We start from the raw sequence: 24356 nt of genomic DNA, 5'->3' as shown, positions 1-24356 counted from the left end.
CCCGCCGCGCCCCGCTCCCGCAGTTAGCTGTTCACGCGGGCGTGGGCCGGCACTTCCTTCAACACCCGGTCGTACAAGACCTCCAGCAGCCACCGCCCGAACAGCGACGGCCCGAACTCGGTCGACCGGTCCTCCGGCGGCACCAGCAGCTCCGCCGCCCCAGCCTCGTCCACCGCTACTACGCCGATGCCGTAGTAGTCCAACTCGATCAGCGGCCACGACCGCGACCCCTGCGGCGCGGGCAGCACCACCGAGCACGGCGCGAGCGTCATCAGCGTCCCGCACGACTGGAGCGCGCGGTCCACCGTCGACTCGCCCACCAGGACGCCGACCAGCTCCACCGCGGGCACGGGCAGGCGGTCGTGCGCGGCCGGCTCGAACCAGGACCGGAACCACGACGGGTCGGCCTGGGGCGGCCAACCGTTCGCGCTGCGCCACTCGTGCACGTCGGCACGGACCCGCACGACCGCCGACACCTGGTGTCCCAGCACGGCGACGTCGGGTACGACGATGCCGCGCCAACCGAGTGCCGACGCGGCAGGGTGGAGGAGCGGTTGCACTCGGGCATCCTAGGGCTGGTTGCGGTTTCAATGACAGTCCTCGGGCGCTCTGGGTGTCGAACCCAACGCCCAGAGTGATCAGGCACGATGTGAGACGCCTCGACCTGATCGGCTTCAGCCGATCTTCAGCCCGCCCAGGACGCACCGCGCCACTCGGGCGGGCTGCGCCACTCGGGGCGGGCTGCGCCGGTCAGGACGCGCCGCGACGCACCCTTAGCGCCCACAGCACCAGCGGCAGCTGCAGCGGCAGCCGCCCGTACGCGATCGCCCGCACCTTGGGCGACTTCGTCCGGTACTCGTAAGCCATCTTCACGTTCGCCGGGAACACCGCCGCGAAGAAAGCCGCCGCGAGCAGACCGCCCCAACGCCGCGTGCGCGGTGCCGCGACCGCCGCCGCCAACGCCACCTCCGCGACCCCGGACGCGTAGGTCCAGGTCCGGGGCTTGCCCGGCAGGGAACGCGGGATGATCGCGTCGTACGGCTTCGGCTTGGCGAAGTGCGTGACACCCGCGGCGCCGAGGAGCGCGGCCAGGGCGAGGGCCGACCGCGAACGGGAACGAGTGGGTTCCATGGCACCCACCCTGTCATGCCTCCCGCCCGCCGGCCCGCCCAGGGTTATCCTCCCGCACCGTGAGCGGTGATCCCGAAAATCCGGAACATCCCGAGCGCGCGGCGGTGGCCGCGCTCGCCGACGACTTCGTGGCCGACCTGCGCGAGTGGATCGCGATCCCGTCGATCGGCGCCGACCCCGCCCACCACGGTGACGTGGGCAGATCCGCCCACTGGCTCGCCGACGCGCTGCGCCGCGACGGGTGGCCGGACGTGCGGGTGTGGGACACCGGCCCGGCCCTGCCCGCGGTCTACGCGTGCTGGCCGGCGGCCGACCCGGACGCGCCGACCGTGCTGGTCTACGGGCACCACGACGTGCAGCCGGTCGACCCGGTCGAGCAGTGGGACCACCCGCCGTTCGAGGCGACCGTCGTCGGCGAGGAACTGTTCGGGCGCGGCGCCAGCGACGACAAGGGCCAGGTCGCGATGCACCTGCTCGCCGTCAAGGCGCACCTCGCGGCCCTCGGGACGGACCGCCCGTCGGTGACGCTCAAGCTCTTCGTCGAGGGCGAGGAGGAGTCCGGCTCGCCGCACCTGCTGCGCCTGATCGACGACCACCGCGCCGAACTGGCGTGCGACCTGGTCGTGTTCACCGACACCCCGGTCTACGCGCGCGACGCGCCCACCATCTGCACCGGCCAGCGCGGCGTGTACGGGGCGGAGATCGTCCTCACCGGCGGCACCTCCGACGTGCACTCCGGCCGCGCCGGCGGCAGCGTGCCCAACCCGGCCACCGCCGCCGCCCGCCTGGTCGCGGCCTTGCACGACGACAAGGGACGCGTCACGCTCCGCGACTTCTACGCCGACGTCGTCGAACCGACCGACGCCGAACGCGCCGACTACGCGGCCCTGCCCTTCGACGAGGCGACCTGGCTGGCGAACTCGGGCGGCGCCCAGGCGCTGACCGGCGAGGAGGGCTGGTCCACCCTCGAACGGGTGTGGGTCCGCCCGACCGCCGAGGTCAACGGCATCCACAGCGGCTACGGCGGCCCCGGCCTGAAGACCATCGTCCCCGCCGAAGCCCGCATCAAGCTGTCCTTCCGCCTGGTCCCCGACCAGGACCCGGACCAGGTCGCCCGCGCACTGCGCGACTTCGTCGCCGAACACACCCCCGCCGGCCTGCACGCCGAGGTCCTGCCCGCCGGCGACGGCGCCCCGCCCTACGCGGTCGACGTGACCCACCCGGCCGTGGGTGCCCTGCGGGAAGTCTTCGAGGCGGCGTTCGAGCAGCCCGTCCGCTACAGCCGGACCGGCGGCAGCGGCCCGGCGGCGCTGCTGCACCAGCGCATCGGCGTGCCGGTCGTGTACCTCGGGGCGACCTTGCCGGATGATCGGATCCACGCGCCCAACGAGCGCGTCGTCGTGCCCCAGTTGCTGCGCGGCGCCGAGGCCGCCGCCCGCCTGTGGCGGCTGCTCCCGGGAAGGGTGTCATGATCCGCCGGTTCCACGCGAGCCAGCCGTTGGCCGAACGACCGGGCCACTCGCTCGTCGGCGTGATCAAGATGCCCGACGTCGTGCAGAGCCCGACGCGAGCGATCATGAAACGCGTGATCGGGGCCCTGGCCGCCCTGTTCGCCGCCGTGCTCATCGTCTACCTGGACCGCGACGGCTACCGCGACGTCAACGGGGACGGCCTGTCCTTCCTGGACGCGTTCTACTACGCCACGGTGTCCCTCTCGACCACCGGCTACGGCGACATCACGCCCGCCAGCTCGTCCGCACGCCTGGTGAACGTCCTGGTCATCACCCCGCTGCGGGTGCTGTTCCTGATCGTCCTGGTCGGCACGACCCTAGAAGTGCTCACGGAACGCTCGCGCCAGGCGCTGCGCATCCAGAAGTGGAGGACCAAGGTGCGCGACCACGTGGTCGTAGTCGGCTACGGCACGAAGGGACGGTCGGCGGTCAGCGCCCTCCTCGGCGACGGCATCGAGCCGGGCTCGATCGTCGTGGTGGACACCGCCCAGGAGGCCTTGGACGCGGCGTCGGCGATCGGCCTCGTGACCGTCCACGGCACCGGCACCAGCAACGACGTGCTCCGCGTGGCAGGCGTCCCCAGGGCCCGCGCGGTGGTGGTGGCAGCGAACCGCGACGACACAGCCGTCCTGGTCACCCTCACCGCGCGCGAGCTGGCCCCGAAGGCCCAGATCGTGGCCTCGGTCCGCGAGCGAGAGAACGAACACCTCCTCCGCCAATCCGGCGCCGACTCGGTAGTCGTGTCGAGCGAAACCGCCGGCCGCCTCCTGGGCATGGCCACCGCGACCCCGTCCGTGGTCGACATGGTCGAGGACCTGCTCACCCCGGACGCCGGCCTGGCCATCGCCGAACGAGACGTAGAACCGTCGGAAATCGGCGGCTCCCCCCGCCACCTGCCGGACATCGTCCTGGGCGTAGTACGGGCCGGAACCCTCTACCGGGTAGACGCCCCGGAAGCAGACGCGGTAGAAGCCGGCGACCGCCTCCTGTACGTCAAGAAGGTAACCCCACCCAAAGAAGCCTGACCCCACCCCCGCCGCCGCCCCACCTCACTCAGCAAGCGGCAACTGCAACAAAAACACCGCCCCACCAAGCCCCACACCCCCAAGCCCCGCCAACACACCACCCCCCACAACACCCTCCTCACCAACCCCGACCTCGTTCGCACCACCCACGCCGGCGAGCCTGCCCGCCGCCGGCCCACCGGTTTCCGCGGGTCCACCGGTTCCCGCGGGCCCAGCAAGCCCAGCCGAGCCGCCCGGCCCATCCGCCCAAGCCGGTCCGCCCACCGCAGGCCGCCCGTCCGCCCCGACCGGTCCCGCCTCAGGCGAGCCGCCAGCCCCGGGCGAGCCGCCAGCCTCCGGCGAGCCGCCGGCCCGGGCCGGCTCTGCCTCGGTCGGTCGTCCTGCCTCGGTCGGTCCGTTCGTCGTCGGTGCGGTGGTGCCGGTGAGCGGGTCGGCGGAGGGGTGCGGGGTTGGTGGGTGCGATGGCGTCGGGGTCGTCGGCTCGATGCAGGTCAGTTCGCCGCCGTGCGCCCGCACCACACCCCGAGCGATCGGCAGCCCCAAGCCCGAGCCGCCGGACCGGCGGTCCCGCGCCTCGTCCAGGCGGACCAGGCGGTCGAAGATGCGTTCCCGTTCCTCCGGCGGGACACCCGGCCCGTCGTCGGCGACCGCCAGCAACGCGTAGCCGCCCGTCGACCACACGTGCAGCCGCACCACGCCCGACGGGCCCGTCGCCTGGCGGGCGTTGTCGGCCAGGTTCGCCAACACCTGCGCCAACCGCTGCGGATCGCCCCACACGTGTGCCGACGTGCCGGACGCGGCGATGTCGAAGTCCGGCGCGACCAGCCTGGTGCGCCCCACCTCGGCTTCCGCCAGGGCGAGCAGGTCGACGCGCTCCCGGTGCAGCTCCAGGCCCGCCTCGATCCGCGCCAGCGCCAGCAGGTCGTCCACGAGCCGCCCGGCTCGGCGGGACTCCCGCACCAGCAGCAGGTTCAGCCGCTCCCGGTCCTCGGCACTGCCCGTCTGCATCAACGCCTCCGACACGGCCTGCACGCCCGCGATCGGCGTCCTCAGCTCGTGCGCGGCGTCCGCCACGAATCTCTTGGTCCGCTCCTCCGATCCCTCCAACGAGTCCAGCATGTCGTCGAACGCGGCGGCCGCCCGGCCGAGTTCGTTGTCCGTCCGCGACGGGTTGAGCCGATGCCCCCGGTCACCGCTCGCGATCGACCGGGCCAACGTGGTCATCGCGTCCAACGGGGCCAACGCCCGCCGCACCACCCACACCAGCGCCACCGCGGTCACCCCGAGCGCGCCGAACCCGACGAGCAGCAGCAACCGCCGCAACCGCGCCTGGGTCTCGGTGATCACCGACGACTCGGCCCACAAGGTCAACTGCGACCCGTCCGGCAGCTCACGCGTGATCTTGTGCGCCACGTCTTCGGCGGCCTGGTGACCGAACGCCTTGCCGTCCGGTGTCACCACGTACGCCTGCACACCCCGGCCTTCCAGCCGGTCCACCACCTCCTGCCCGCGTATCCGCGGCTGCTTCACGAAGATGTTCTGCGCCACGCGGTACTTGTCCGCCAACGCCGTCTGGACGTCCCGCCGGGACTGCGCGGCGAACGTCGCATCCACCACCAGCACCAGGCCGACCAGCACGAGGCCGAGGACGATGATCGCCGAGGTGGTGACCCTGCGGCGCAGGGACACCGTCCGCAGGCTCACGTCTCGTCCGCCCGCAGCACGTACCCCAGCCCCCGCACCGTGTGCAGCAGCCGCGGTCCGTGCTCCTCCAGCTTCCGCCGCAGTGCGCTCACGTGGACCTCGACCAGATTCGGGTCGTAGTCCTCGTAACCCCACACCGCCGTCAGGATCTGCGTCTTGCCCACGACCCGGCCCCGCTGGGCGGCCAGGTAGCGCAGCAGCCGCAGTTCCGTCGCGGTTAGCTCCACCGGCGCGTCACCGCGCAGCACCACCGCCGAGTCCGCGTCCACCAGGAGGTCGCCGATCTGCACGGTCGACGGTGTCCGGCCCAGCCGCCGGAGCACCGCGCTGACCCGGGCCACCAGCTCCGCGAGCACGAACGGCTTCACCACGTAGTCGTCCGCACCGCGGTCCAGCCCGCGCAGCCGGTCCGCCACACCGTCCCGGGCCGTCAGCATGACCACGCCCGCCCCGGTCGTGCGCCGGATGACCTCCAGCAGCATGAAGCCGTCCCGCCCCGGCAGCATCACGTCCAACACCACCAGGTCCGGGCGGAACCGCGCCAGCTCGCCCTCCAGGTCCCGGCCGTCCGGACGGACCTGGACCTGGTAGCCGGCCTCGCGCAGCGCCGAGCTGACTGCGGCACCGATGGCCTCGGCGTCTTCGATCACCAGCACCCTGGCAGCAGATGACACCTCCTCATTCTGCGTGCTCGAGTTCCCGGGAGGCTTGGTGGACGTCGGGCACCGCCCACCTCTTCAGCCACCGCTCAGCTCCGGGCACTCACGGCCCCCGGGCGGCGCGGGGAGGACGTCTCGCCGAGCCGGAACGGGGAGCGGCTGGGCGGTGGCAGGGACCGGCTGGTCGGTGACGAGCGGGAAGGCGGAGAACGGGTGATCGATGGGTGAGAGGTCGGGCTGCGGGTGGTCCCGCAAGAGGTGGCCAGGGAGCCGGTGGGCGGGGAGCGGGTGGTTGGGAAGCAGGTGGTCGGGGAACGGGTGGGTGGGTCGTGGGATCTGGTCGGTTCGTCATGGGTCCAGTTTCGAACTGGTGTTCGAATGCGTCAAGATCACGATCGGGTGATCATCAACGGTCCGCAACACCCCAGGCCACGGCGACAACCAGCCGCCTCGTCTGCGACCATCCACGCTGTGGCGGTTCGGCTGAGCCCAGTGCGCTGGGCGCTGGTCCTGCTGGTCCTGGGACTGGCGGGCATTGCGGCGGCGGTCGCGTTCTGGTGGCCGGCCGGCTCCACGACCGCGCACCGGACGTCCGCCACCGTCGTCACCCCGGCGCCCTGCGGCGGCCGTGACGCCTACGACCGGGTCGAGCTCAAGGTCGGCGACCAGACCCGGACCGCCCGGCTCGACGGCTGCGGCCACCAGGAGAGCGAGGTCGTCGAGGTCGTGGTCCCCGCCGACACCAGCGGCGACCTCACCGTCCAGGCCGCGACCAGCGCCCCGTCCGGGATGCCGCTGGAGACCCGGCTGGCCGTCCTGCTCACCTGCCTCAGCGGCATGGCCGGCGGCCTCTACGCCCACCTCATCGGCGGACGCCACAGACCTCAGGCCACCGCGTCCGCCGATGCCGTATAGGTGTTGCACGACGTCGTAGTGCCCGAATCGAACCCATAAGACGCCCACGTGCCCTGGTTCTGCGGGCTACCGTGCGCGTTCTTCTCCGGAGGCTCCTCGACGGCGTACTGGAAGTCGTCCGCCGCCTCCCTGGCGAGGTCCCCGCCGATCGACGCGGACGTCGCCGTCAGGAACATCCCCGCGAAGCAGTTGGCCTGCAGCTCGATACGGCGGGACATCTCCAGCCCGGCCGGGGTGTCTTCACCCGCGGCGGAGATCTTGCTGTCCGCCGCCCGCAACAGCCCGCTCAACGCCTGCACGTGGTGCCCGTACTCGTGCGCCAACGTCGCCAAGTGCATCCCCGGGCGTTCACCACCGCCGTTGTCCCGCAGCCGGCTCGTCGGCATGTAGATGGTGCGGTTGCGGCTGCAGTAGTAGGCCACGGCCTCGCTCTCGGCGGGCGCGGCACCGCACGGACCCTCCTTGAGGTCCGGGGACGCGTCCAGAACAGGCGGCTCGAACGGCAGGTTCGTCTGTGTCAGCGCCGGCTTCCACGCCTCGTCCAAACACGCGACCCCGGCGGTGTAGTACGCCGACAGCTCGGCATCGGACAGCCCGAACTCCGGCAACGCGCACCCCGCCGCCGTCAACTTCACGGGCGAGGTCAGCAACGGGTGGTCACCCAGTCGGTGCACCGCGCGTGGACGTGGCGCCTCGGTCGTCGTAGTGGTCGAGGGAGGCGTGTAAGGACCCGCAAGTGCCCTACCAGGGATCTTGCGGGCGTTGTCCCACTGGTTGACCAAGCCGAGACCGAGGACCGACGCCACGATCAACGCGAACACGCCGACGAGCACCATCGGGTTGTTCTTGGGCTCCTCAGGCGTGTGCACGGTCCTCCAGTCGGGTCAGCTCACGTCCTCCGCGCTCGCGAGCCAAGTGTTGCACGCGCTGGTCTCGTTGTTTTTGAAGCCGTGGTTGACCCACGCCGCATTCCGCTCCGGCGCGCCGTGGTCGCGGTTGGGGTAGATCGGGTAGTCGCCCCGGCTCCCGGCGTCACTCAGCGCAACCGAGATCACGTCGCCGGGTACCGCACCGTGTGACAGCGGGGCCAGCGTCATGCCGCCGAAGCAGGTCGCCTGGAGCTCCTTGCGCCGGTTCAGGTCCAGGCCGGCCGGGGTGTCCCAGCCGCCCTTGTCGTACTGCGCCTGGCCCGACGCGCGGAGGATGCCCGACAGCCACTGGATGTGGTGGCCGTACTCGTGCGCGAGCTGGCCCAGGTACTTGCCCGGGTGGTTGGGGTTGGCCGCGCCCTGCTCGTTCGCGTAGTGGTTCGGCGTCCAATAGATGGTGCCTTCGCAGTACATGGCGGTCCGGTCAGGTCCCATGCCACCGCACGGGTTGGTGATCTGCGAGGTCACCATGACCAGTTCCACGGGCTGGTACGGCAGGTTCGCCTTCTGGAAGGACGGCTTCCACATGGCCTCGATGCACGGCAGCGCCGCCCGCAGGAAGGTGTCCTGGCCCGCCGGCGAGTAGTTCATGGCGGGCAGCGGGCAGCCGTCGATGTTGAACGCGCCCAGGCCGGCGCCGTGGATCGGGTTGTCGCCGAGCGCGATCACGGCCTTGGGGCCGGCCTTGGTGGTGCTGGTGGGCGTCGACCGCGTTGTGGTGGTCGTCGTCGTTGTAGTGGTTGTTTCCGTCGTGGTGGTCGTCGTCGGGTACGAGTAGGTGTAGCTCGAGTAGCCGGAGTAAGCCGAGTCGTTCAGGCGTTTCGGCTTGCTGGTCGCGGCCACGATCCCGATCATCGCGATACCGAGGACGACGACCCCGATGACCACGCCCGCCACAAGCGGTCCGTTGTTCTTTTTGCGCGGCAGCGGTGGGTAAGGCTGTCCGGGCGGCCCCCACCCGGGCTGCGGACCCCAGTTGGCGGGCGGCGGCTGCGGCGCGGCCATGGGAGGCGGCTGCGGCGCGCCCGGAGGCGGACCCATCGGCGGCATCCCGGGCGGCGGCGTGGCCGGTGACTGCGGGTACGGCTGCTGCGACCCGGGGAACTGCCGACCCGGGAACGGCTGACCGGGGGACTGCGGCTGGGGGGCAGGCGGCCACGGCTGCTGGCCGGGTTGTTGTGCGGGCGGCGGCTGCTGGGTCGGCCACGGGCGGGTGGGCTGGGGGTTCAGCGGAGCGGGCATGGGTGGCGGCCCAACCGGTCGTGGTGGCGGCCAGCCACCCGGCGGCGGTGGTTGCGTCATCGCTGGTGATCCCCCAAATCGCGGATGCCCGAATCAGCACAGAAGCATAGGGCGGCTCCGCTATTCTCCGCGGCCGTGTTGAAAAACTGGGGAGCGGCGATCTTGTGCGCCGCCGCGCTGTGCTCGTTCGCCGGCACCGCGTCGGCGCAGCCGAGCAGTCCCGTGGGGCTGCCCGGCACGGTCGGCGCCGACGTGCGCCTCAAACTGGAGCGCGACGGCAAGCTGACCGTGACCGAGGTCGTCAGCGTCCCCGAAGGCAAGACCGCCAAACGCGTAGTACCGCTGCGCATCGCCGTCGGTGACAACCGCGACCGTGTGTTCGACGTGACCGACGCCTCTGTAGAGGGCAATGGGTCCGCCACGGTCGCCGAAGACGAACTGACGATCGCACTGCGCTCCGGCACGTCCACGGTCAAGTACACGGTCGTGGGAACGGTCGCGAAGATCGGTGACACGCTGGAGTTGCGTTGGCAGCCCGCCAGCGGCTGGGACACCGTCCTGGACTCGGTGAAGGTCTCCGTCATCACGCCGGACGCCCCCAAATCGGTGAACTGCCTGGCCGGTGCGCCGGGCACGTCCAAGCCGTGCACCTCCGCCGACCTCGGCGACGGCCGTGGCGTGCGCGCCACCGAAATCGGTCTTCCCGCAGGTGAGCGTATCGACGTGGCCGTCGGGTTGCAGGACGGCGCCGCGCCCGCCAACGCCCGCGTGGAGGAGACGTCCGGCCTGGCCGCGGCGTTCGCGCTGACCCCCGCGACGGGCATCGGACTGGGCGGCCTGGTCGTGCTGCTGCTCGGCGGCCTCGCCCTGCTGTGGTACCTGCGCGGCCGGGACGCCCGAGCGCTCGCCAGCGATGTCGGGCCGGTGAACGTGCTGGTCACCGACCCTTCCGGGCGGGTTGCGTTCGCGTCGCCGGACGGTGTGCTGCCGGGGCAGGTCGGGACCGTGGTGGACGAGCACGTCGATGTCGTGGACGTGACCGCGACCGTCGTGGACCTCGCCGTGCGCAACTACGTGTGGATCGAGGAGGTCGGCGAGCGGGACTGGCGGTTCGCGCGCCGCAACCCTGCCGACTCGTCGTTGTCCGGCTACGAGCGTGCCGTGTACGAGGCGGTCCTACCCGACGGCGTGGACTCGGTGCTGCTGTCGGAGCTGCGCGGCCGGCGGATCGACCTTACGCGTGTGCGTGATGAGCTTTATGCGGACGTGGTGGCTCGTAACTGGTTCGTGCGGCGTCCGGATGCCGAGCGCAGCTTGTGGTGGTGGGTCGGGCTCGCGGTGGTGGCGTTGGGTGTCGTGGGCACCGTGGGATTGGCGCTGATTTCCGGACCCGCCCTGTTCGGGCTCGTCGTGGCTGTCGCGGGGGTCGGGCTGGCGCTGGGCGCGCGGTGGATGCCGGCGCGCACCAAGCGTGGTGCTGCCTTGTTGGAGCACGTCCGGGGGCTGCGCGGCTACCTGCACACGGCGTCGCCGACGGACATCCCGGAGCAGGACCGGGAGATGGTGTTCTCGCGGTCGCTGCCGTACGCGGTCGTGCTGGGCGAGACCGAGCGCTGGCTGGGGACGTTCGCCGGCGGCCGGTCGGGGCTGTACTGGTTCGGCCAGGCCGACCGGTCGACCGACCTGGGCCGGTTCGCGCAGCGGTTCCCGCACTTCGTGGGCGCGCTGGACGGGGTGCTGGCGCAGGCGGGCCACCTGCGCTCCCTCCGATGATCACCCGATCGTGATCTTGCGCTGATTCGAACTCCCGTTCGACAATCTAGTCGTCCGGCCACTCGAACCGACGGGCATCGGGGCGGTGGGCGGAGGGATGTAGCCGGGTGTCCGCGCAGTTCGCGCTGGGCTGACGCCGGGCGGCAGTCCGGGCGGGCGACCTGCGGTCCTCACGGGGGTGGAAACCCGTAGGCTGCGTCCATGGCGCTACCCGAACTGCACAGGTTCACGCTTCCCAACGGCCTGCGGGTGGTGCTCGCCCCAGACCCGAGCGCTCCGGTCGTCGGGGTGAGCGTGCACTACGACGTGGGATTCCGTTCGGAGCCGGAAGGCCGCACAGGGTTCGCGCACCTGTTCGAGCACCTGATGTTCCAGGGCAGCGAGAGCTTGGAGAAGCTCGCGCACTTCCGGCACGTGCAGTCCTCGGGCGGCACGTTCAACGGTTCCACGCATCCCGACTACACCGACTACTACCAGGTGCTGCCGTCCGCCGCGCTGGAGCGGGCGCTGTTCCTGGAGGCGGACCGCATGCGGGCGCCGAAGCTGACCGAGGAAAACCTGCGCAACCAGATCGACGTGGTGAAGGAGGAGATCCGGCTCAACGTGCTCAACCGGCCGTACGGCGGGTTCCCCTGGATCCTGCTGCCGCCGGTCCTGTTCCAGACGTTCCCGAACGCGCACAACGGCTACGGCGATTTCACGGACCTTGAAAACGCAACAGTGGATGATTGCGCCGCATTCTTCGACACCTACTACGCGCCGGGCAACGCGGTCCTGACCGTGGCGGGCGACTTCGCGCCCGAAGCGGCCCGCGCGCTGGTGGAGAAGCACTTCGGCGACGTGCCCGCACGGCCCGTGCCCGTGCGGCCGTCGTTCGCCGAAGCCCCGCCCAAGGGCGAGCTGCGGGCCGAGCACACCGACCCGCACGCCCCGATGCCGGCCATCGCGCTGGGTTACCGCATCCCGGACCCGGTGGCCGACGTCGAGGGGTACCTCACCTACCTGGTGCTCGCGGGCGTGCTCACCGACGGCGACGGCTCGCGGCTCCAGCAGCGGCTGGTGCACCGGGACGCGATCGTGGTCGACGTCGGTGCCGGCTGCGGGCTGTTCGGCCCGCTGGAGGCACGCGACCCGGACACGTTCAGCATCACCGCGATCCACGCGCCGGACGTCCCGTCCGAGCGGGTGATCGCGGCGGTGGACGAGGAGCTGCTGCGGTTGGCGGAGGAAGGACCTTCGGCGCAGGAACTGGCGAAGGTCACCGCGCGGTGGGTGTCCACCATGCACCGCGAGCACGACCGGTTGACCAGCCGCACCCTCGGACTCGGCTCGGCGGAGCTGCTGTTCGGGCGGGCGGAGCTGCTGTACGAGCTGCCGGAGAAGCTGGCCGCCGTCACCACCGAGGACGTCGCCGCGGCGGCCAAGGCGCTGCGGGCGGACTCGCGGGCGGTCCTGCTGCTCAAGCCGGCGGGCGACGTGGAGAACGACGAGAACAACGGAGGTACCGAGTGAGCGCCCCGACGACGCACCGCAGCGCCGAGGAGATCGGCCGCACGGAGCGGGGGCCGCGTCCGCTGCCCGAGCTGGGCGAGCAGCGGGCCGCCGCGGACCTGTCCTCGGTGGACGTCGAGCTGTCCAACGGGCTGCGGGTCATCGCGGTGCGCCGCTCGTCGGTGCCGCTGGTGGAGGTGCGGCTGCGGATCCCGTTCGCGGACCCGGCCGACTCCAGCACCGGCTCCGCGCACGCCGCGCGGGCCGAGGTGCTGGCGAACACGATCCTGACCGGCACCGCCACGCGGAGCCGGGTGGACGTGGACACCGAACTGGCGCTGGTCGGCGGCGAGCTGGACGCGGTCGTCGACCCGGAGCGGCTGGCGTTCTCCGGCAACTCGCTGGTGTCGGGCCTGGACACGGTCCTCGACGTGCTCCGGGACGTGCTCACCGGCGCGACCTACCCGGCGGAGGAGGTCGAGCGGGAGCGGGCCCGGCTGGTGGAGCGCATCCGGCTCGCGCGGTCGCAACCCAACGTGATCGCGCGGGAGGCGCTGCAGCGCCACCTGTACGGGGACCACCCGTTCGCCAAGGAGATGCCCGAGGCCGAAGAGGTCGCGGAGGTCGGGCGCGAGGACGTGCTCGCGCTGCACGCGCGGGCCGTGCTGCCGCGCGGGTCCGTGCTGGTAGTGGTCGGCGACGTCGAGCCGGACGCCGCCGTGCGCGCGGTCGACGCGGCGCTGGGCTCGTGGACCGGCGAGGGCACCGCCGTGTCGCTGCGGCCGCTGCCGCCCGTCCAGGGCGGTGACGTGCTGTTCGTGCCGCGCGCGGGCGCGGTGCAGTCGCAGATCCGGCTCGCCGGGCGCGGCGTGGTGCGCACCGACCCGCGGTACCCGGCGTTGCAGATCGCGAACCTGGTGTTCGGCGGGTTCTTCTCCTCGCGGCTGGTCGAGAACATCCGCGAGGACAAGGGCTACACCTACAGCGCCCGCTCGCACCCGGAGTTCACGCCGGGCGGGGCGACGCTGCTGGTGGACGCCGACACGGCCAGCGAGGTCACCGCGGCGGCCCTGCTGGAGACCCGCTACGAGCTGGGCCGGCTGGCGCTGGTCCCGCCGACCGAGTCCGAGGTGGACACCGCCCGCCGGTACGCCATCGGGTCGTTGCTGACGGCGACGTCGTCGCAGGGCGGGCTGGCGTCGTTCCTGGTCAACCTCGCGGGGCTCGGCCTGGGCATCGAGTGGTTCACCGGGCACCCGGACCGGCTCGCGGCGGTCACCGTCGAGCAGGTGGCCGAGGTAGCGCTGGAGTTCTTCGCGCCGAGCGCGTTCACCGGCGTGCTCGTGGGCGACGCGGACCTGCTCGCGCCGCAGCTGCGGTCGTTGGGTGGTGTCACCCTGCCGTGAGCTTCGAGCTGGTGGAGCTGCCCGCCCTGTCGCGGTTCACCGTCGACCGGCGGGAACCGCTGCGCGGCGACACCGAGCGCATCGCCCAGCTGTGGCCCAAGGCCCGGTTCATCACCGTGGACACCCACGGCCGGGCGTTGGTGGCCGACAAGGGCACGAGGCTGGTCGACCGGCCCGCCACCGAACTCGGTGACGGGCCGCCCGACACCGCCGTCCTGCTCGGCGAGCAGGACGGCGTGGCCTACTGGGCGGTGCCGACCGCGGACGAGACCGACGTGGCCGCGCCGGCTGGCCGGGCGTGGTTCCTGCCCGACCTGACCGACGAGCCGCAGTGGCTCGACCTGCGGGCGGTCGGCGCGCTGCTCGACGACGCCGGGGCGGGTCTGTTCACCTCCGCCGTGGCCCTGTTCCACTGGCACCGCTCCGCGGCGTTCTGCGCGAAGTGCGGTGGGACGACCGAGTCGGTGAAGTCGGGCTGGGCGCGGGTGTGCTCGCGGTGTGGCCGTGAGGAGTACCCGCGCACCGACGCGGCGGTGATCTGCCTGGTGCACGATGGCGCCGACCGGGTGCTGCTCGCGCGCGGCGAGGGCTGGCCGGCGGGCCGGTACTCCGTGCTGGCCGGGTTCGTCGAGGCCGGCGAGTCGCTGGAGGCGTGCGTGGCCCGGGAGGTCGCCGAGGAGGTCGGCGTCGAGGTGACCGGGATCCGGTACCTCGGGAGCCAGCCGTGGCCGTTCCCCCGGTCGCTGATGGTCGGCTTCGAGGCGATCGGCGATCCGAGCGAGCCGTTGCGGCCGGCCGACGGCGAGATCGCTCAGGCGAAGTGGGTCACCCGGGCCGAGGTGCGGCAGGCCTTGGCGGAGCCGGGCAGTGTGCCGGACCTGCTGCTGGCGCCCGGTGCGTCGATCGCGTACCGGATGATCCAGTCGTGGGTGGCGGCGGGTTAGCGCCGCTGGGTTGGTGCCCCCGGGCGGTGCCGTGGGTCAGAGCAGGTCGCCCCACGGCACGGTGCGCACGATGTCGGCGTACCGGTGCCAGGTGATCTCGGGCAGTTCGGCGTGCAGCGCGGGCACGTCGATGTCCGTGCCCACCTCGGTGAAGTAGCGGAACATCGCGGCGAGGTCGGCCGAGTGCCGTTCCACCACCTCCAGCGAAGGGCGGTGGTGGCGGATCGGCCGACCGATCGCCTCGGTGAGCGCTGCCGCCATCCCGGCGGGGGTGAGGGCTTCGCCGGCGAGGTCGAGGCGGCGGCCGGTGAAGCGGTCCGGCTGTTCGAGGGCGAGGACCGCGACGGCGGCGATGTCGGCGACGGCGACCAGGTGCAGGGGCTTGTCCGACGGCATGGGCAGGCCGAGGATGCCCTGGCGCAGACCTTGGAGGGTCCATTCGCCGAACTTGTCGTCGATGAACGCGGCGGGACCGAGGACCGTCCACGGGACGTGCCCGGCGGCCAGGCGTTCTTCGATGACGTACTTGCTGTCGAAGTGCGGGATGCCGGTGCCGCGGTCGGCGTTCGAGGCCGACGTGAAGACGATGTGGCCGACTTCGTGTGCGGCGTCGACGAGGGCGAGGCCCTGGCGGATCTCGGTGTCGATGTCGGTGCCGAAGGGCGTGGTGACGGCGAAGACGGAGCCGACGCCGTGCAGGGCCGCCTTCAGCGAGACCGGGTCGTCGAAGTCGCCGTGGGCGATCTCGGCTCCGGCTTCGCGGAGTCGTTGCGCGGCAGGGCTTTCCGGGTTGCGGGTGAGGGCGCGGACGGGGTGGCCGCGGTCGAGCAGGAGGTGGGCGACGGCGCCGCCCTGGGCGCCGGTGGCGCCGGTGACCAACGTTGTTTCCATACTCAAAGCTTGACACTGAAAATGTACCGCTGTCAAGCGAGTTGGTAGGGTGGTCGTCGTGGAACGCTTCGAGCCGAGTGAGGCGCTGCTGGCGTGGCTGTACGTGCAGCAGGGTGTGGACGCCGTGCGCGTCGCGATGGGCGAGCGGGTGGAGGCGGTGGCCGGGTGTTCGCTGCTGGAGCACGAGGCGCTGTACCGGATCGACATGAACGGGCGGCTGCCGATGTCCGAGCTGTCCGACCTCCTCGCGGTGAGCCCGAGCGGTGTGACGCGGCTGGTCGAGCGGCTCGTCCGGCGGGGGTGGGTGGAGCGCTCGCAACTGCCGGAGAACCGGCGGGTGGTCTACGCGGCGCTGACCGACGAGGGCAAGGCCGTGCTGGAGTCCACCACCGCGCCCGCCTACCGGGCGGCCGTGGCGGAGGAGTTCGCGGGGACGCTGACCGAGCGCGATCTCGCCGACCTGCGGCGGATCGGGCGCAAGCTCCTGGAGGCGCACGGCAAGTGGGACGCCCAGCGGTTCGCGCCCTGACGGGCCGCGCGGTGCCGTGACCGCGGGTCGGCAGCCGGGGCGGCTGTCTTCGGGACGCATGGGCGGGGCTGCTTCTCCTTGTGCCGGGTGGCCTGGTCGGTCTGGTCGCGGGCCGTCTCGGGAGATCGCCATGACGTACCGGCGACACTCGGCTTGGATGAGGGGGTGACGGTGCACCGCAAGCTGACCGTGCGCGACCTGCGCGCCGGGAACCGGGCGCGGGTGTTGCGCGCGCTGTACTTCGACCAGCCGCGCAGCCGGCAGGAGCTCGCCGGGATCACCGGGTTGAGCCAGGCGTCGGTCAGCAACGTCGTCGGCGAACTGATCAACGACGGCGTCGTGGTCGAAGCCGGGCAGGTCGACTCGGACGGTGGGCGGCCTCGGGTGTTGTTGCGGGTCAACCCGACCTTCGCGGCCGTGGTCGGGGTGGACGTCGGTGAGACGCACGTGCTGGTCGAGGTGTTCGACCTGACCTTGCGGCGGCTCGCGATGGCGACCTTCCCGATGGACCCCGGCGCGTACCCGGCGGACGAGGTCGCGCGGCAGGTGCTGGTCGGGCTGGAGACCTGCCTGGCCGAGGCCGGGGTGGACGACGTGCTCGGGGTCGGCGTCGGGCTGCCGGGACTGGTGGAGCAGGGCGTCGTCTACACGCAGACCGTCGGGTGGCACGGCGTGCCGTTCGAGCGGATGCTGCGCGCGGGCACCGACCTGCCCCTCTACCTGGACAACGGGGCCAACACGCTCGGGCAGGCCGAGTCGTGGTTCGGTGCCGGGCGCGGGACGGACGACGTGGTCGTCGCGCTGATCGGGTCCGGAGTGGGTGCGAGTGTCATCGCGGGCGGGGTGCCCTACCGCGGGGTGTCCGGTGGTGCGGGGGAGTGGGGGCACACGACCGTGGCGCTGGACGGTCGAGCGTGCCGGTGCGGTGGGGCGGGGTGCCTGGAGGCCTACATCGGGGCGGCGGGCGTGGTGGAGCGGTACCGGGCGCTGGAAGACGGGGTGCCGGAGGAGCAGGAGGCCGCGTTGCGGGCACTGGTGGGTAGCGACACGCCCGCGGCCCGGGAGGTGTTGGCCGAGACCGCGCGGTTCGCCGGGTTGGGGATCGGGAACCTGATCAACCTGTTCAACCCGTCGCTGGTGGTGCTCGGCGGGTGGGCCGGGCTGCTGCTCGGGGAACGGCTGCTCGACGCGATCCGGGCGGAGGCCGCGACCCACGCGTTGCGGCGGTCGTTCGAGCAGGTGTCGATCACGCTGTGCGAGCTGGGGCCCGAGTCGGTGGCGCTCGGGGCGGCGACGCTGCCGGTCGCCGACCTGCTGGCGGCCGGCGGGGTGAAGCGGGTTCCCAGCCGGATCGGGTAGGGGCGGGTCCGGAGGCCGGTGCGGGCCCGGAGCCCCCGGTGAGTGTCGGAGTCGGCAGCGTGACCCGGGTCGGTGCCGTGGTGGGCGGGCCGACCCGGGTGGTCGCGGGTCAGGGGTCGATGCGGTCCAGGGCGGCGCCGTCCCAGGTGGTTTGGGTGCAGGCCACGCCGCGGCCGTTCTTGGGGCGGAGCACGTCGTAGATGTGCATGCGGGGGATCTTGTCCGACACGCCCCACCCGCTGGGCCAGGTGATGACCCAGTCCATGTCGAGGTCCACGAGCAGACCCAGCATGCGCGCGATGGTCGGGTCGTCCAGCCGCTCGAACGCCTCGTCCAGCAGCACCAGCCGCAACGGCGCGAAGTCGCCGGTCACCGCGTCGTAGAACGACGCCGCCGCCGCGAACAGGGTGACGTACGAGATCAGCCGCGTCTCGCCGGAGGACAGCTGCCGCAGCCGTCGCTCACGCGGGTTGCCGTCGGGACCGGTGTCCGCGACGGTCACGGTGAACTGGTGCCACGTCCGGTAGTCCAGGGCGCGCGACAGGATCTCCGCGTAGCTGCCGGAGTGGGCGTCCCGCTCGGCCTCGATGCGCTCGGTGAACACCCGTCGCAGCACGGCGTCCTGCTCGGGGTTGCGGTCCGCGTAGGGCAGCCGGACCAGCGCGAGCGCGTCCCGGGTCTCCTCCTCCAGCGCCGCGGACGGCTTCCACGCCAGCTTCACGTGCACGCCCTGCGACGACCGCGCCCGGCCGAGCACCTCGTTCATCCGCCGGCACAGGTCCTCGGCCACCGCGATCTGCCCGCGCAGCCACTCGGCGAGGTCGCGGATGAGGTAGTCGGCGAAGATGTTCTGGTACCGCTCGTCCAGGAAACCGCGCTGTTCCGCCAGTTTCGCGGTCACCTGCCGGGCAGCCACCGCGACCGGGCGCGCGCCTTCCTCGCCGGTCACGGTCACCGTCAGCAGACCCTCGTGCTGTTCGGCGGCGATGTCGTGGCTGCCCGCGAGCGCCGTCTGCAACGCCTGGAGCTTGGTGATCACCGTCGCCTCGCCCGCGCCGCGCCGGTCGGACATGGTCAGGGCCGCGCGCACCGACTCGACGTCCTCCGGCACGTCCGGCAGTGCCGCGACCAGCACACCGGGTGCGGCGATGGTGGCCTTGAACTGCTCGACCGCCCGCGCCCGGGCGTCCTGCGCGGACGCCAGCTGTTCGGCGGCGGTGTCGAGCTGGGCGGACAGCTTCGCCGCTTGCTCGCGGGCGGACGCGACGCGTTCCCGGACGCCCTTCAGTTCGTCCCGCATCTCCCGGCGGGAGCGCTCCAGGGTGGACAGCTGGGTGGCGATCTCCTTGGCTTCGCCGCCGATGGCGTCGGTGAGCTCGGCCAACGTGCTCGCCTGGGTCGCGTAGTCCACGCAGCGCGCCTCGGCGTCGGACTCGGCGGCCACCCGGTCCTCGACCGCCGAGTGGTAGCGGTGGCCGGCGTCGGTGAGGTCGGCCAGGGTGGCGTGGCACTGGCGGCGGAGGACGTCACCGAGGCGGTCGGCGGTCCGCTGGGCCTCCGCGGCGGCGTCCTGGGCCTGGCGGAGGCCTTCGGTGGTGGCGGGGAGCCCGGCGTCACCGGCTTGGCGCACGACCTCGGCGTGCGCGGCCTCGCCCCGGACCTGCGCGGATTCCAGCTCGGCACGCAGGTCGGCGGCACGTGTGGCGGCGCGGTCGGCGGACTCCTGGGCGGCCTGGAGGCGGCCGTGCTTGGCGACCAGCACGCGGTCGGTGGGGAAGCGGTCCAGGTGTGCTTCCCACTGGCCGACCAGGCCGTGCGCGGCGGCCAGGTCGGCTTCGGCGGTGCCCAGTTCGGACCGGAGGGCGGCGAGCTCGTCCTCCAGTTCGGCGATGCGGCGCCGGCGGGCGGCGTCGCGGGCTCCGGCGCCGATGAACTCGGCCGCGTCCTTGTGCCAGGAGCCGGTCAGCACGCCCGCGGTCCACCGGCCGTCGGCCGCGACCGCGAAGGCGCCCTCGGCCGGGTTCAGGGACACCGACGCCAGCAGCGCCGCCACGACGTCCGCCGGGACCGGGGAGCTGGGGTCCACGGCGGGCACCAGCACCGACGCCAACGACGGCCCGGCGACCGGCTCGCGCGCCACGGCGACCACCCCACCCGGCGACGAGGCCGAACCGGCGGGGTCCGCGCCTTCAGGGGTGGGCTGCGTGTCGAGGGTGCCCGCGGTGGTCACCCAGGCGTCTAGGAGGCCCGAGGCTTCCAACGCTGCTTCGATGCCCGCGCGGTCCGACTCGGGCACGGCGGGGGCGAAGTCGACCAGGCGGTAGAACGGTGACCCGGCCGCGGAGTCCCGTGCGGCGGTGGCGAAGCGGCCCGGCTCCGGGGAGCGGGAGGTGCCGGAGCGGAGGCCGGCGAGTTCGGCGTCGAGTGCGTCGATGGCCGTGTGCAGTTCGGCACGGCGGACCGTGGCGGCGTGGGCGGTTTCGCGGGCCGCGGTGACCAGCGGGCCGACCCAGTCGCGGGCCGCCGTGGTCAGCTTGCGAGCCGCTGTGGGGTCCACCGACGCGGGGAGGGGCAGGTCCTCGGCGGGGCGGGCGGGTGCGGAGTCCTGCCACGCGCGGACCTCGTCCAGCCAGGTCAGGGCCACTTCGGCGAGTTCCTGGGCCTCCTGGTTGCGCAGGGCCGCCGCCTCGGTCGCGCTCTGCTGGGCGTCGCGGGCGGTCTGGTGGAGGGCGTCCACCTTGCGCTGGGCGGCTTCCAGCTCCTCCGCCTGCCGGTGCAGGGCCAGCGCGAGAGCTCCCCGCCGGCGGGCCAGGGAGGCGATCTCGCCGGTGCGGTCGGCGGCGGACAGGTCCAGGTCCGGCACCGACGGCGGCAGGCGACGTTCGATGGGCAGCGGCTCGGCCTCGGGGTCCGGCTTGGCGCGGACGGACTCCGTGCGGACCTCGGGCTCCAGCACCGGCACCCGGGGCACGTCCGGGACCAGGGCCGGGTCCAGGCCTGCCACGCGCAGGTGGTGGCGCAGGGGTTCGACCAGCTCGTCGGCCGCGGACAGGTCGTCGGCCAGGCGGCGCAGCAGGCGGAGCACGCCGTCGACCGCGCCGTCCTCCTGCGACCGCTGCTTGCCGGCCATCTCCAGCGCCGCGATGGCCGAGGACCGCTTCTCCGCGACCAGCTTCTCGCGGGTCTGGAGGTCCTGGAGGTCGCGGAAGGCGGGCAGCTCCTTCAGCGCCCCGATGGTCTCCTCGGCCTGCTGCTCACCGGATTCCAGCGCCTCCAGCGACGCCTCGGCGGCGGCCCGCTCGGCGAGGGTCTCCGTCAACGACGCCGACAGCTTGGCCGACGCCCGCTCCAGCTTGCGCACCGAGTCCTCGGCCGACCCCAACCGCTCGGCCGACGCGCGCAGGCCGCCGAAGGCGTAGTCCGAGTACGTTTTGAGGAACGTCCCGAGCGCCGCGTCCGCCGACGACAGCCGCACGATGTTCTCCCGGATCGACTCCAGGTCGTCGAACGACGTCGCCAGCTGCTCCACCATCGCCTGGTCCAGCGGTGGCAGGGCGTCGGACAGGATCTGCTCCAGCTGCCCCTCCAAGACCTTCAACCCGACGTCGGGGTTGCGCAGGGTCCGCTGGAGGTGCAGCAGGTCGCCGTACCGGGCGGCGGGCACCCCGTACACGGTCTCGGCGATCTTCGCGCGGAACGCGGCCTCTTCCAGCACGCAGTCCGCGCCGATCAGGTCTCGCAGCTGGGCGGGTCCGAGCGGCGTCCGCTCCGCGCCGACCAACGTGAGGTCGTGACCGACCCGCCGGGACGTCACGAACCGCCACGAGTCGGTGATCGCCTGGGACGTCTTGGACGCCTTCACGCCCAGCCCGCACGTCAGGTACTCGTCGTCACCGCGCACGAGTTCGACCCACGCGTACCCGATGCGGTTGGGCCCGCCGTCGTAGTCGTCGAGCATGAGCCGGCGCAGCGACACCGTGTCGAAGCCCTTCGAGCCGACCTGCCGCAGGTCGCCGTCCAGGCACAGCGGCAGCAACAGCTCCAGGGTGCGCGACTTGCCGGACCCGTTGGTGCCCTGGAAGATCGCGCGGCCACCGGAGAAGTCGAACGTCTGCTCGGTGTACTGCCAGATGTTGACGATGCCGCCGCGGTGCAGCCGCCACCTGTTCACACGCTCTCCTCATCGAACAACGACCAGCTCGGCACCTCGGGCACCACGACCGGCTGCTCCACTTCACGTTCCGGGTCACCGTCGGGCTGCGGCAACCACCGGTGGGCGGCGGCGTTGAGCAGCCAACCGTCCTCAGTGGACACCGCCAGCCCCATGCGCCGCAGCAGTTCCAGCACCTCGTCGGCCAACCGGTCCAGGTCGTCGGTGAACTGCTTCGACCACGCCGCCGGGTAGTCCTCCACCAAGCCGCCGCACACCTCGACCAGCCGCTCACGCGCCACGGGGTGCCGCCCGTCCGCCCGGGGCTCGTCCTCCAGCAGCGACGGCAGGGCCAGCAGCGCCAACCGCGCCACGGTCGACGTGCCGGGGAAGTACAGGTCGGTCAGGTAGTCCTCGGGGTCGGCGGCCAGCACGCCCTCGGACCGGCTCTCCGTGTACAGCCCGAAGGTCGTCTCCAGCAGCACGGATTCCTTGCGCTGGTTGCGCCGCAGCCACTCGGCCTGCTCCGGCGGCAGGTCCGCGTACAGCACGACGGGGTTCTCCACCAGCTTGCGCCGCACCGCGTGCTCCACCCCGCGCGGGCCGGTCCGGGCCGCCAGCTCCACCAGCCGCTCCGGCGAGGACGCCTCGCCCACCGGACCGGTCAGCAACTGGCCCAGCAGGTCGGTGTCCACGGTGATCAGGGCCTCGGTCTGCATGTCGACCGTGCCCTCGGTCTCGTGCAGCACGCCCAACGACACCAGGTGCCGCAGCGCCGCCGTCAGCGCCCGCCGGTCCACCACGTCGTCCACGACCTCGAGACCCGCCTCCACCGCCGCCGCCCGCACGTCCGCGACCAGGCGGGACAGCAGTGTCTGCCGACCGATGCCGATCAGCACGGCCATGGTCAGCGCCACGTAGGCGTACCCGCGCGGCGACAGCCCCAGCACGCCGCGCGAGTCGTCCTCGCCGGGACCGGCCTTGTAGAGCCGGGCGAACCGCCGCTCCACCACCAGCCGGTAGCCCAGCAGCCGCGCGAACAGGTCCTGGAGCACGAACCGGTGCCGGTACACCAGGGACACGAGCTCGCCGTCCGGCCCGTCGGCGCGCAGCAAGGGCCGCCGCAGGAGCGTCCGGGCGCAGCGGACGACGTTGGCGGCGTCGATGTCGGAGAGGTCGTCGAACATCAGTCCAGCACCAACGTCGAGTCGTGCAGGGTCAACGTCCCGCCGTGCGAGCGCACCACCGCCGACTGGCCCGGCGCGTGCGCCACGGTGACCCGCAGGCCGCGCACGGGATCCGTGGCCGACCCGGAGTCCGTGGCCGTGTCGCGCTGCGCCATCGCGAGGGTGAGCAGTTCGCACAGCACGCCCAGGGCCTCGCCGGACAACGTCGTCGTGGCCAGCCGAGGGGCGGCACGGGAGAGTTCGGCCACCGACGCCGCCCGCCGCTCGTCGGCCTCCCGGGCCTCGGCCAGCAGGGACTGCTCGGTCATCGGGTCGTCCAGGATGCGCGAGGTCTTGCCGCGGCCCGCCCGGTCGGCGCGGCTGCGCACGCTGACCGTCACGTCCACCACCGGGCCGTCGCGCCACGGCGTGCGCTCGTTGTCGCTGTCGTGCTCGGGCGCGGGGGACAGGTGCCGCGCCGAGTGCAGCCCGAACGCCGCCGCGTACAGGGTGTGCGCCTGCGACCGGGTGCCCGCGTCGAACCAGGCGGCGAGTTTGAGCAGGTCCGCGCGGCGGGACGGCAGCAGCCCGCCGCCGGAGGTGGCCCGCTTCACGCTGGCCAGCAGCGACCCGATGGCCCGCGCGGTCGCTTCCCGCAGGGCCGTGACCTGGCTCGGGCGGCCGGGCCGGTCCACGAACCAGTCGGTCAGCTCCTGCCAGTCCGCATCGGTGCGCCCGCGGGCCCGTTCGACCCGTTCGCCCAGGTCGGCGCGGCCCAGCAGACGCAGCAGCTCGGTGCGCGCCCCGTTCAACCGGGCCAGGGCCTCGGCGATGGCGGGGGTGTGCCGCAGCACGTCCTCCACGACCATCTGGATGTACTCGACCAGCAGGTTGCGGAAGCCGGAGATCTCCTCGGGCGCCAGGTGGTGCCGGGTCACGACCTGCCCCAGGTAGGCGTAGAAGTCGCGGACCGTGGCGGCCAGCTCGGCGTGCTGGAGGAACAGCGTGGTGACCTGCTCGGCCAGCACCTCGCGGGGTCGGCGGCCCTCGCTCATCAGCGCCTCGGACAACGTGTGCCCCAAGGCGCCCAAGCCGCGCTCGACGGCCGGCAGCAGCTCCCGCGACACCTCCCGCGCGCCTTCCGGCACGCGCAGCAGCTCGTCCACGTCCCGCTGCACGCGCACGGCCAGCTTGGACACCTGGTAGCGCACGCTGCCGTGCTGGAACTCGGCGATGCTGGACGCCACCACCTCGCGCCGCCCCTGCACCAGGTTGCCCCACTCGACGAGCTGCTTGAGCCGGTTGATCACGTTCTCGATGCGCGACTCGCCCGGCTCGACCCGACCCTCCCGCTCGGCGCCGGCCAGCGCGCCCGCGACCTCGCCCGCGGACAGGTCGGCCAGCAGCGTGGACGTGAACAGCCGCATGATCGCCAGGTAGGTGCGCTGGTGATCACGGGCGTCCAGGTACGCGTAGAGCTTCAGGCGGGCCGGTTCCACGGGAGGCACCCTAATGCGGGGCACCGACTCCC

General features: G+C 72.6%; 19 protein-coding genes. 9 read left to right on the top strand and 10 right to left on the bottom strand.

All coding sequences use genetic code 11. From position 1 onward, the window contains the following. Positions 1-23: 23 nt before the first annotated feature. Entirely contained in the window at positions 24-560 is a 537-nt protein-coding gene (locus tag DFJ66_RS18800; protein WP_121222819.1) for a hypothetical protein, read from the bottom strand. 190 nt (positions 561-750) lie between these two features. Next, on the bottom strand, positions 751-1131 hold the full coding sequence (locus DFJ66_RS18795; RefSeq protein ID WP_121222817.1) for a DoxX family protein: 381 nt from the start codon (positions 1129-1131) through the stop codon (positions 751-753). 59 nt (positions 1132-1190) lie between these two features. Here DFJ66_RS18795 and DFJ66_RS18790 point away from each other — a divergent pair, with 59 nt between their 5' ends. Further along, entirely contained in the window at positions 1191-2603 is a 1413-nt protein-coding gene (locus DFJ66_RS18790; protein ID WP_121222815.1) for a M20/M25/M40 family metallo-hydrolase, read from the top strand. Further along, positions 2600-3667: a potassium channel family protein gene (locus DFJ66_RS18785; protein WP_121222813.1), complete on the top strand. Its 1068-nt coding sequence runs from the start codon at positions 2600-2602 to the stop codon at positions 3665-3667. Before DFJ66_RS18790 ends, DFJ66_RS18785 begins: the two co-directional genes overlap by 4 nt. Before the next feature lie 24 nt (positions 3668-3691). Here DFJ66_RS18785 and DFJ66_RS18780 read toward each other — a convergent pair whose 3' ends face one another. Continuing rightward, positions 3692-5371, bottom strand: coding sequence for an ATP-binding protein (locus tag DFJ66_RS18780; protein ID WP_246029813.1), 1680 nt, complete (start codon positions 5369-5371; stop codon positions 3692-3694). Next, positions 5368-6045, bottom strand: coding sequence for a response regulator transcription factor (locus DFJ66_RS18775; RefSeq protein WP_121222811.1), 678 nt, complete (start codon positions 6043-6045; stop codon positions 5368-5370). The genes DFJ66_RS18780 and DFJ66_RS18775 overlap by 4 nt, the downstream gene beginning before the upstream one ends. 456 nt (positions 6046-6501) lie before the next feature. On the opposite strand from DFJ66_RS18775, the gene DFJ66_RS18770 reads away from it, so the two are divergent. Beyond that, positions 6502-6945: a hypothetical protein gene (locus DFJ66_RS18770; protein ID WP_147459304.1), complete on the top strand. Its 444-nt coding sequence runs from the start codon at positions 6502-6504 to the stop codon at positions 6943-6945. Here the strand turns inward: DFJ66_RS18770 and DFJ66_RS18765 are convergent. Both DFJ66_RS18765 and DFJ66_RS18760 read right to left on the bottom strand, forming a co-directional pair. Further along, positions 6915-7814, bottom strand: coding sequence for a neutral zinc metallopeptidase (locus DFJ66_RS18765; protein WP_121222807.1), 900 nt, complete (start codon positions 7812-7814; stop codon positions 6915-6917). The two genes, DFJ66_RS18770 and DFJ66_RS18765, sit on opposite strands and share 31 nt — an antisense overlap. Before the next feature lie 15 nt (positions 7815-7829). Further along, on the bottom strand, positions 7830-8771 hold the full coding sequence (locus DFJ66_RS18760; RefSeq protein WP_246029812.1) for a neutral zinc metallopeptidase: 942 nt from the start codon (positions 8769-8771) through the stop codon (positions 7830-7832). A gap of 480 nt (positions 8772-9251) precedes the next feature. Between DFJ66_RS18760 and DFJ66_RS18755 the strand changes: the two genes are divergently transcribed. The 4 genes from DFJ66_RS18755 to nudC all read left to right on the top strand — a co-directional run bounded on the left by DFJ66_RS18755 (position 9252) and on the right by nudC (position 14730). Further along, positions 9252-10889, top strand: coding sequence for a DUF2207 domain-containing protein (locus tag DFJ66_RS18755; protein ID WP_121222803.1), 1638 nt, complete (start codon positions 9252-9254; stop codon positions 10887-10889). A 201-nt stretch (positions 10890-11090) separates the two neighbouring features. After that, positions 11091-12401, top strand: a complete 1311-nt coding sequence (locus DFJ66_RS18750) for a M16 family metallopeptidase (protein ID WP_121222801.1) — start codon at positions 11091-11093, stop codon at positions 12399-12401. Beyond that, the gene (locus DFJ66_RS18745; protein WP_121222799.1) at positions 12398-13786 is read left to right on the top strand and encodes a M16 family metallopeptidase; all 1389 of its coding nucleotides are present in this window, start codon (positions 12398-12400) and stop codon (positions 13784-13786) included. The genes DFJ66_RS18750 and DFJ66_RS18745 overlap by 4 nt, the downstream gene beginning before the upstream one ends. Continuing rightward, a complete protein-coding gene (gene nudC, locus DFJ66_RS18740) occupies positions 13783-14730 on the top strand; it encodes an NAD(+) diphosphatase (RefSeq protein ID WP_121222797.1) in 948 nt (315 codons plus the stop codon). The genes DFJ66_RS18745 and nudC overlap by 4 nt, the downstream gene beginning before the upstream one ends. A gap of 36 nt (positions 14731-14766) precedes the next feature. Here the strand turns inward: nudC and DFJ66_RS18735 are convergent, their stop codons facing one another. Further along, positions 14767-15621, bottom strand: coding sequence for an NmrA/HSCARG family protein (locus DFJ66_RS18735; RefSeq protein WP_121222795.1), 855 nt, complete (start codon positions 15619-15621; stop codon positions 14767-14769). A 58-nt stretch (positions 15622-15679) separates the two neighbouring features. Between DFJ66_RS18735 and DFJ66_RS18730 the strand changes: the two genes are divergently transcribed. Next, positions 15680-16150: a MarR family winged helix-turn-helix transcriptional regulator gene (locus tag DFJ66_RS18730; RefSeq protein WP_147459303.1), complete on the top strand. Its 471-nt coding sequence runs from the start codon at positions 15680-15682 to the stop codon at positions 16148-16150. A 171-nt stretch (positions 16151-16321) separates the two neighbouring features. Further along, a complete protein-coding gene (locus DFJ66_RS18725; protein WP_121231380.1) occupies positions 16322-17509 on the top strand; it encodes an ROK family transcriptional regulator in 1188 nt (395 codons plus the stop codon). Between the two features lie 109 nt (positions 17510-17618). Here DFJ66_RS18725 and DFJ66_RS18720 read toward each other — a convergent pair whose 3' ends face one another. The 3 genes from DFJ66_RS18720 to DFJ66_RS18710 are packed head-to-tail and all read right to left on the bottom strand — an operon-like array spanning position 17619 to position 24324. Next, entirely contained in the window at positions 17619-21680 is a 4062-nt protein-coding gene (locus DFJ66_RS18720) for a TIGR02680 family protein (protein ID WP_121222791.1), read from the bottom strand. Continuing rightward, positions 21677-22846, bottom strand: coding sequence for a TIGR02678 family protein (locus DFJ66_RS18715; RefSeq protein WP_121222789.1), 1170 nt, complete (start codon positions 22844-22846; stop codon positions 21677-21679). The genes DFJ66_RS18720 and DFJ66_RS18715 overlap by 4 nt, the downstream gene beginning before the upstream one ends. Next, positions 22846-24324: a DUF2397 domain-containing protein gene (locus tag DFJ66_RS18710; RefSeq protein ID WP_121222787.1), complete on the bottom strand. Its 1479-nt coding sequence runs from the start codon at positions 24322-24324 to the stop codon at positions 22846-22848. Before DFJ66_RS18710 ends, DFJ66_RS18715 begins: the two co-directional genes overlap by 1 nt. Positions 24325-24356 lie beyond the last annotated feature (32 nt).

The organism is Saccharothrix variisporea (assembly GCF_003634995.1).
Lineage (GTDB): Bacteria > Actinomycetota > Actinomycetes > Mycobacteriales > Pseudonocardiaceae > Actinosynnema > Actinosynnema variisporeum.
This window is presented reverse-complemented; position numbering and strand designations above follow the sequence as displayed.

Coding starts and splice junctions, on each gene's coding strand:
- DFJ66_RS18715 (WP_121222789.1), bottom strand. CDS start 22,846: ATGTTCGACGACCTCTCCGACATCGACGCCGCCAACGTCGTCCGCTGC.
- DFJ66_RS18735 (WP_121222795.1), bottom strand. CDS start 15,621: ATGGAAACAACGTTGGTCACCGGCGCCACCGGCGCCCAGGGCGGCGCC.
- DFJ66_RS18750 (WP_121222801.1), top strand. CDS start 11,091: ATGGCGCTACCCGAACTGCACAGGTTCACGCTTCCCAACGGCCTGCGG.
- DFJ66_RS18785 (WP_121222813.1), top strand. CDS start 2,600: ATGATCCGCCGGTTCCACGCGAGCCAGCCGTTGGCCGAACGACCGGGC.
- DFJ66_RS18795 (WP_121222817.1), bottom strand. CDS start 1,131: ATGGAACCCACTCGTTCCCGTTCGCGGTCGGCCCTCGCCCTGGCCGCG.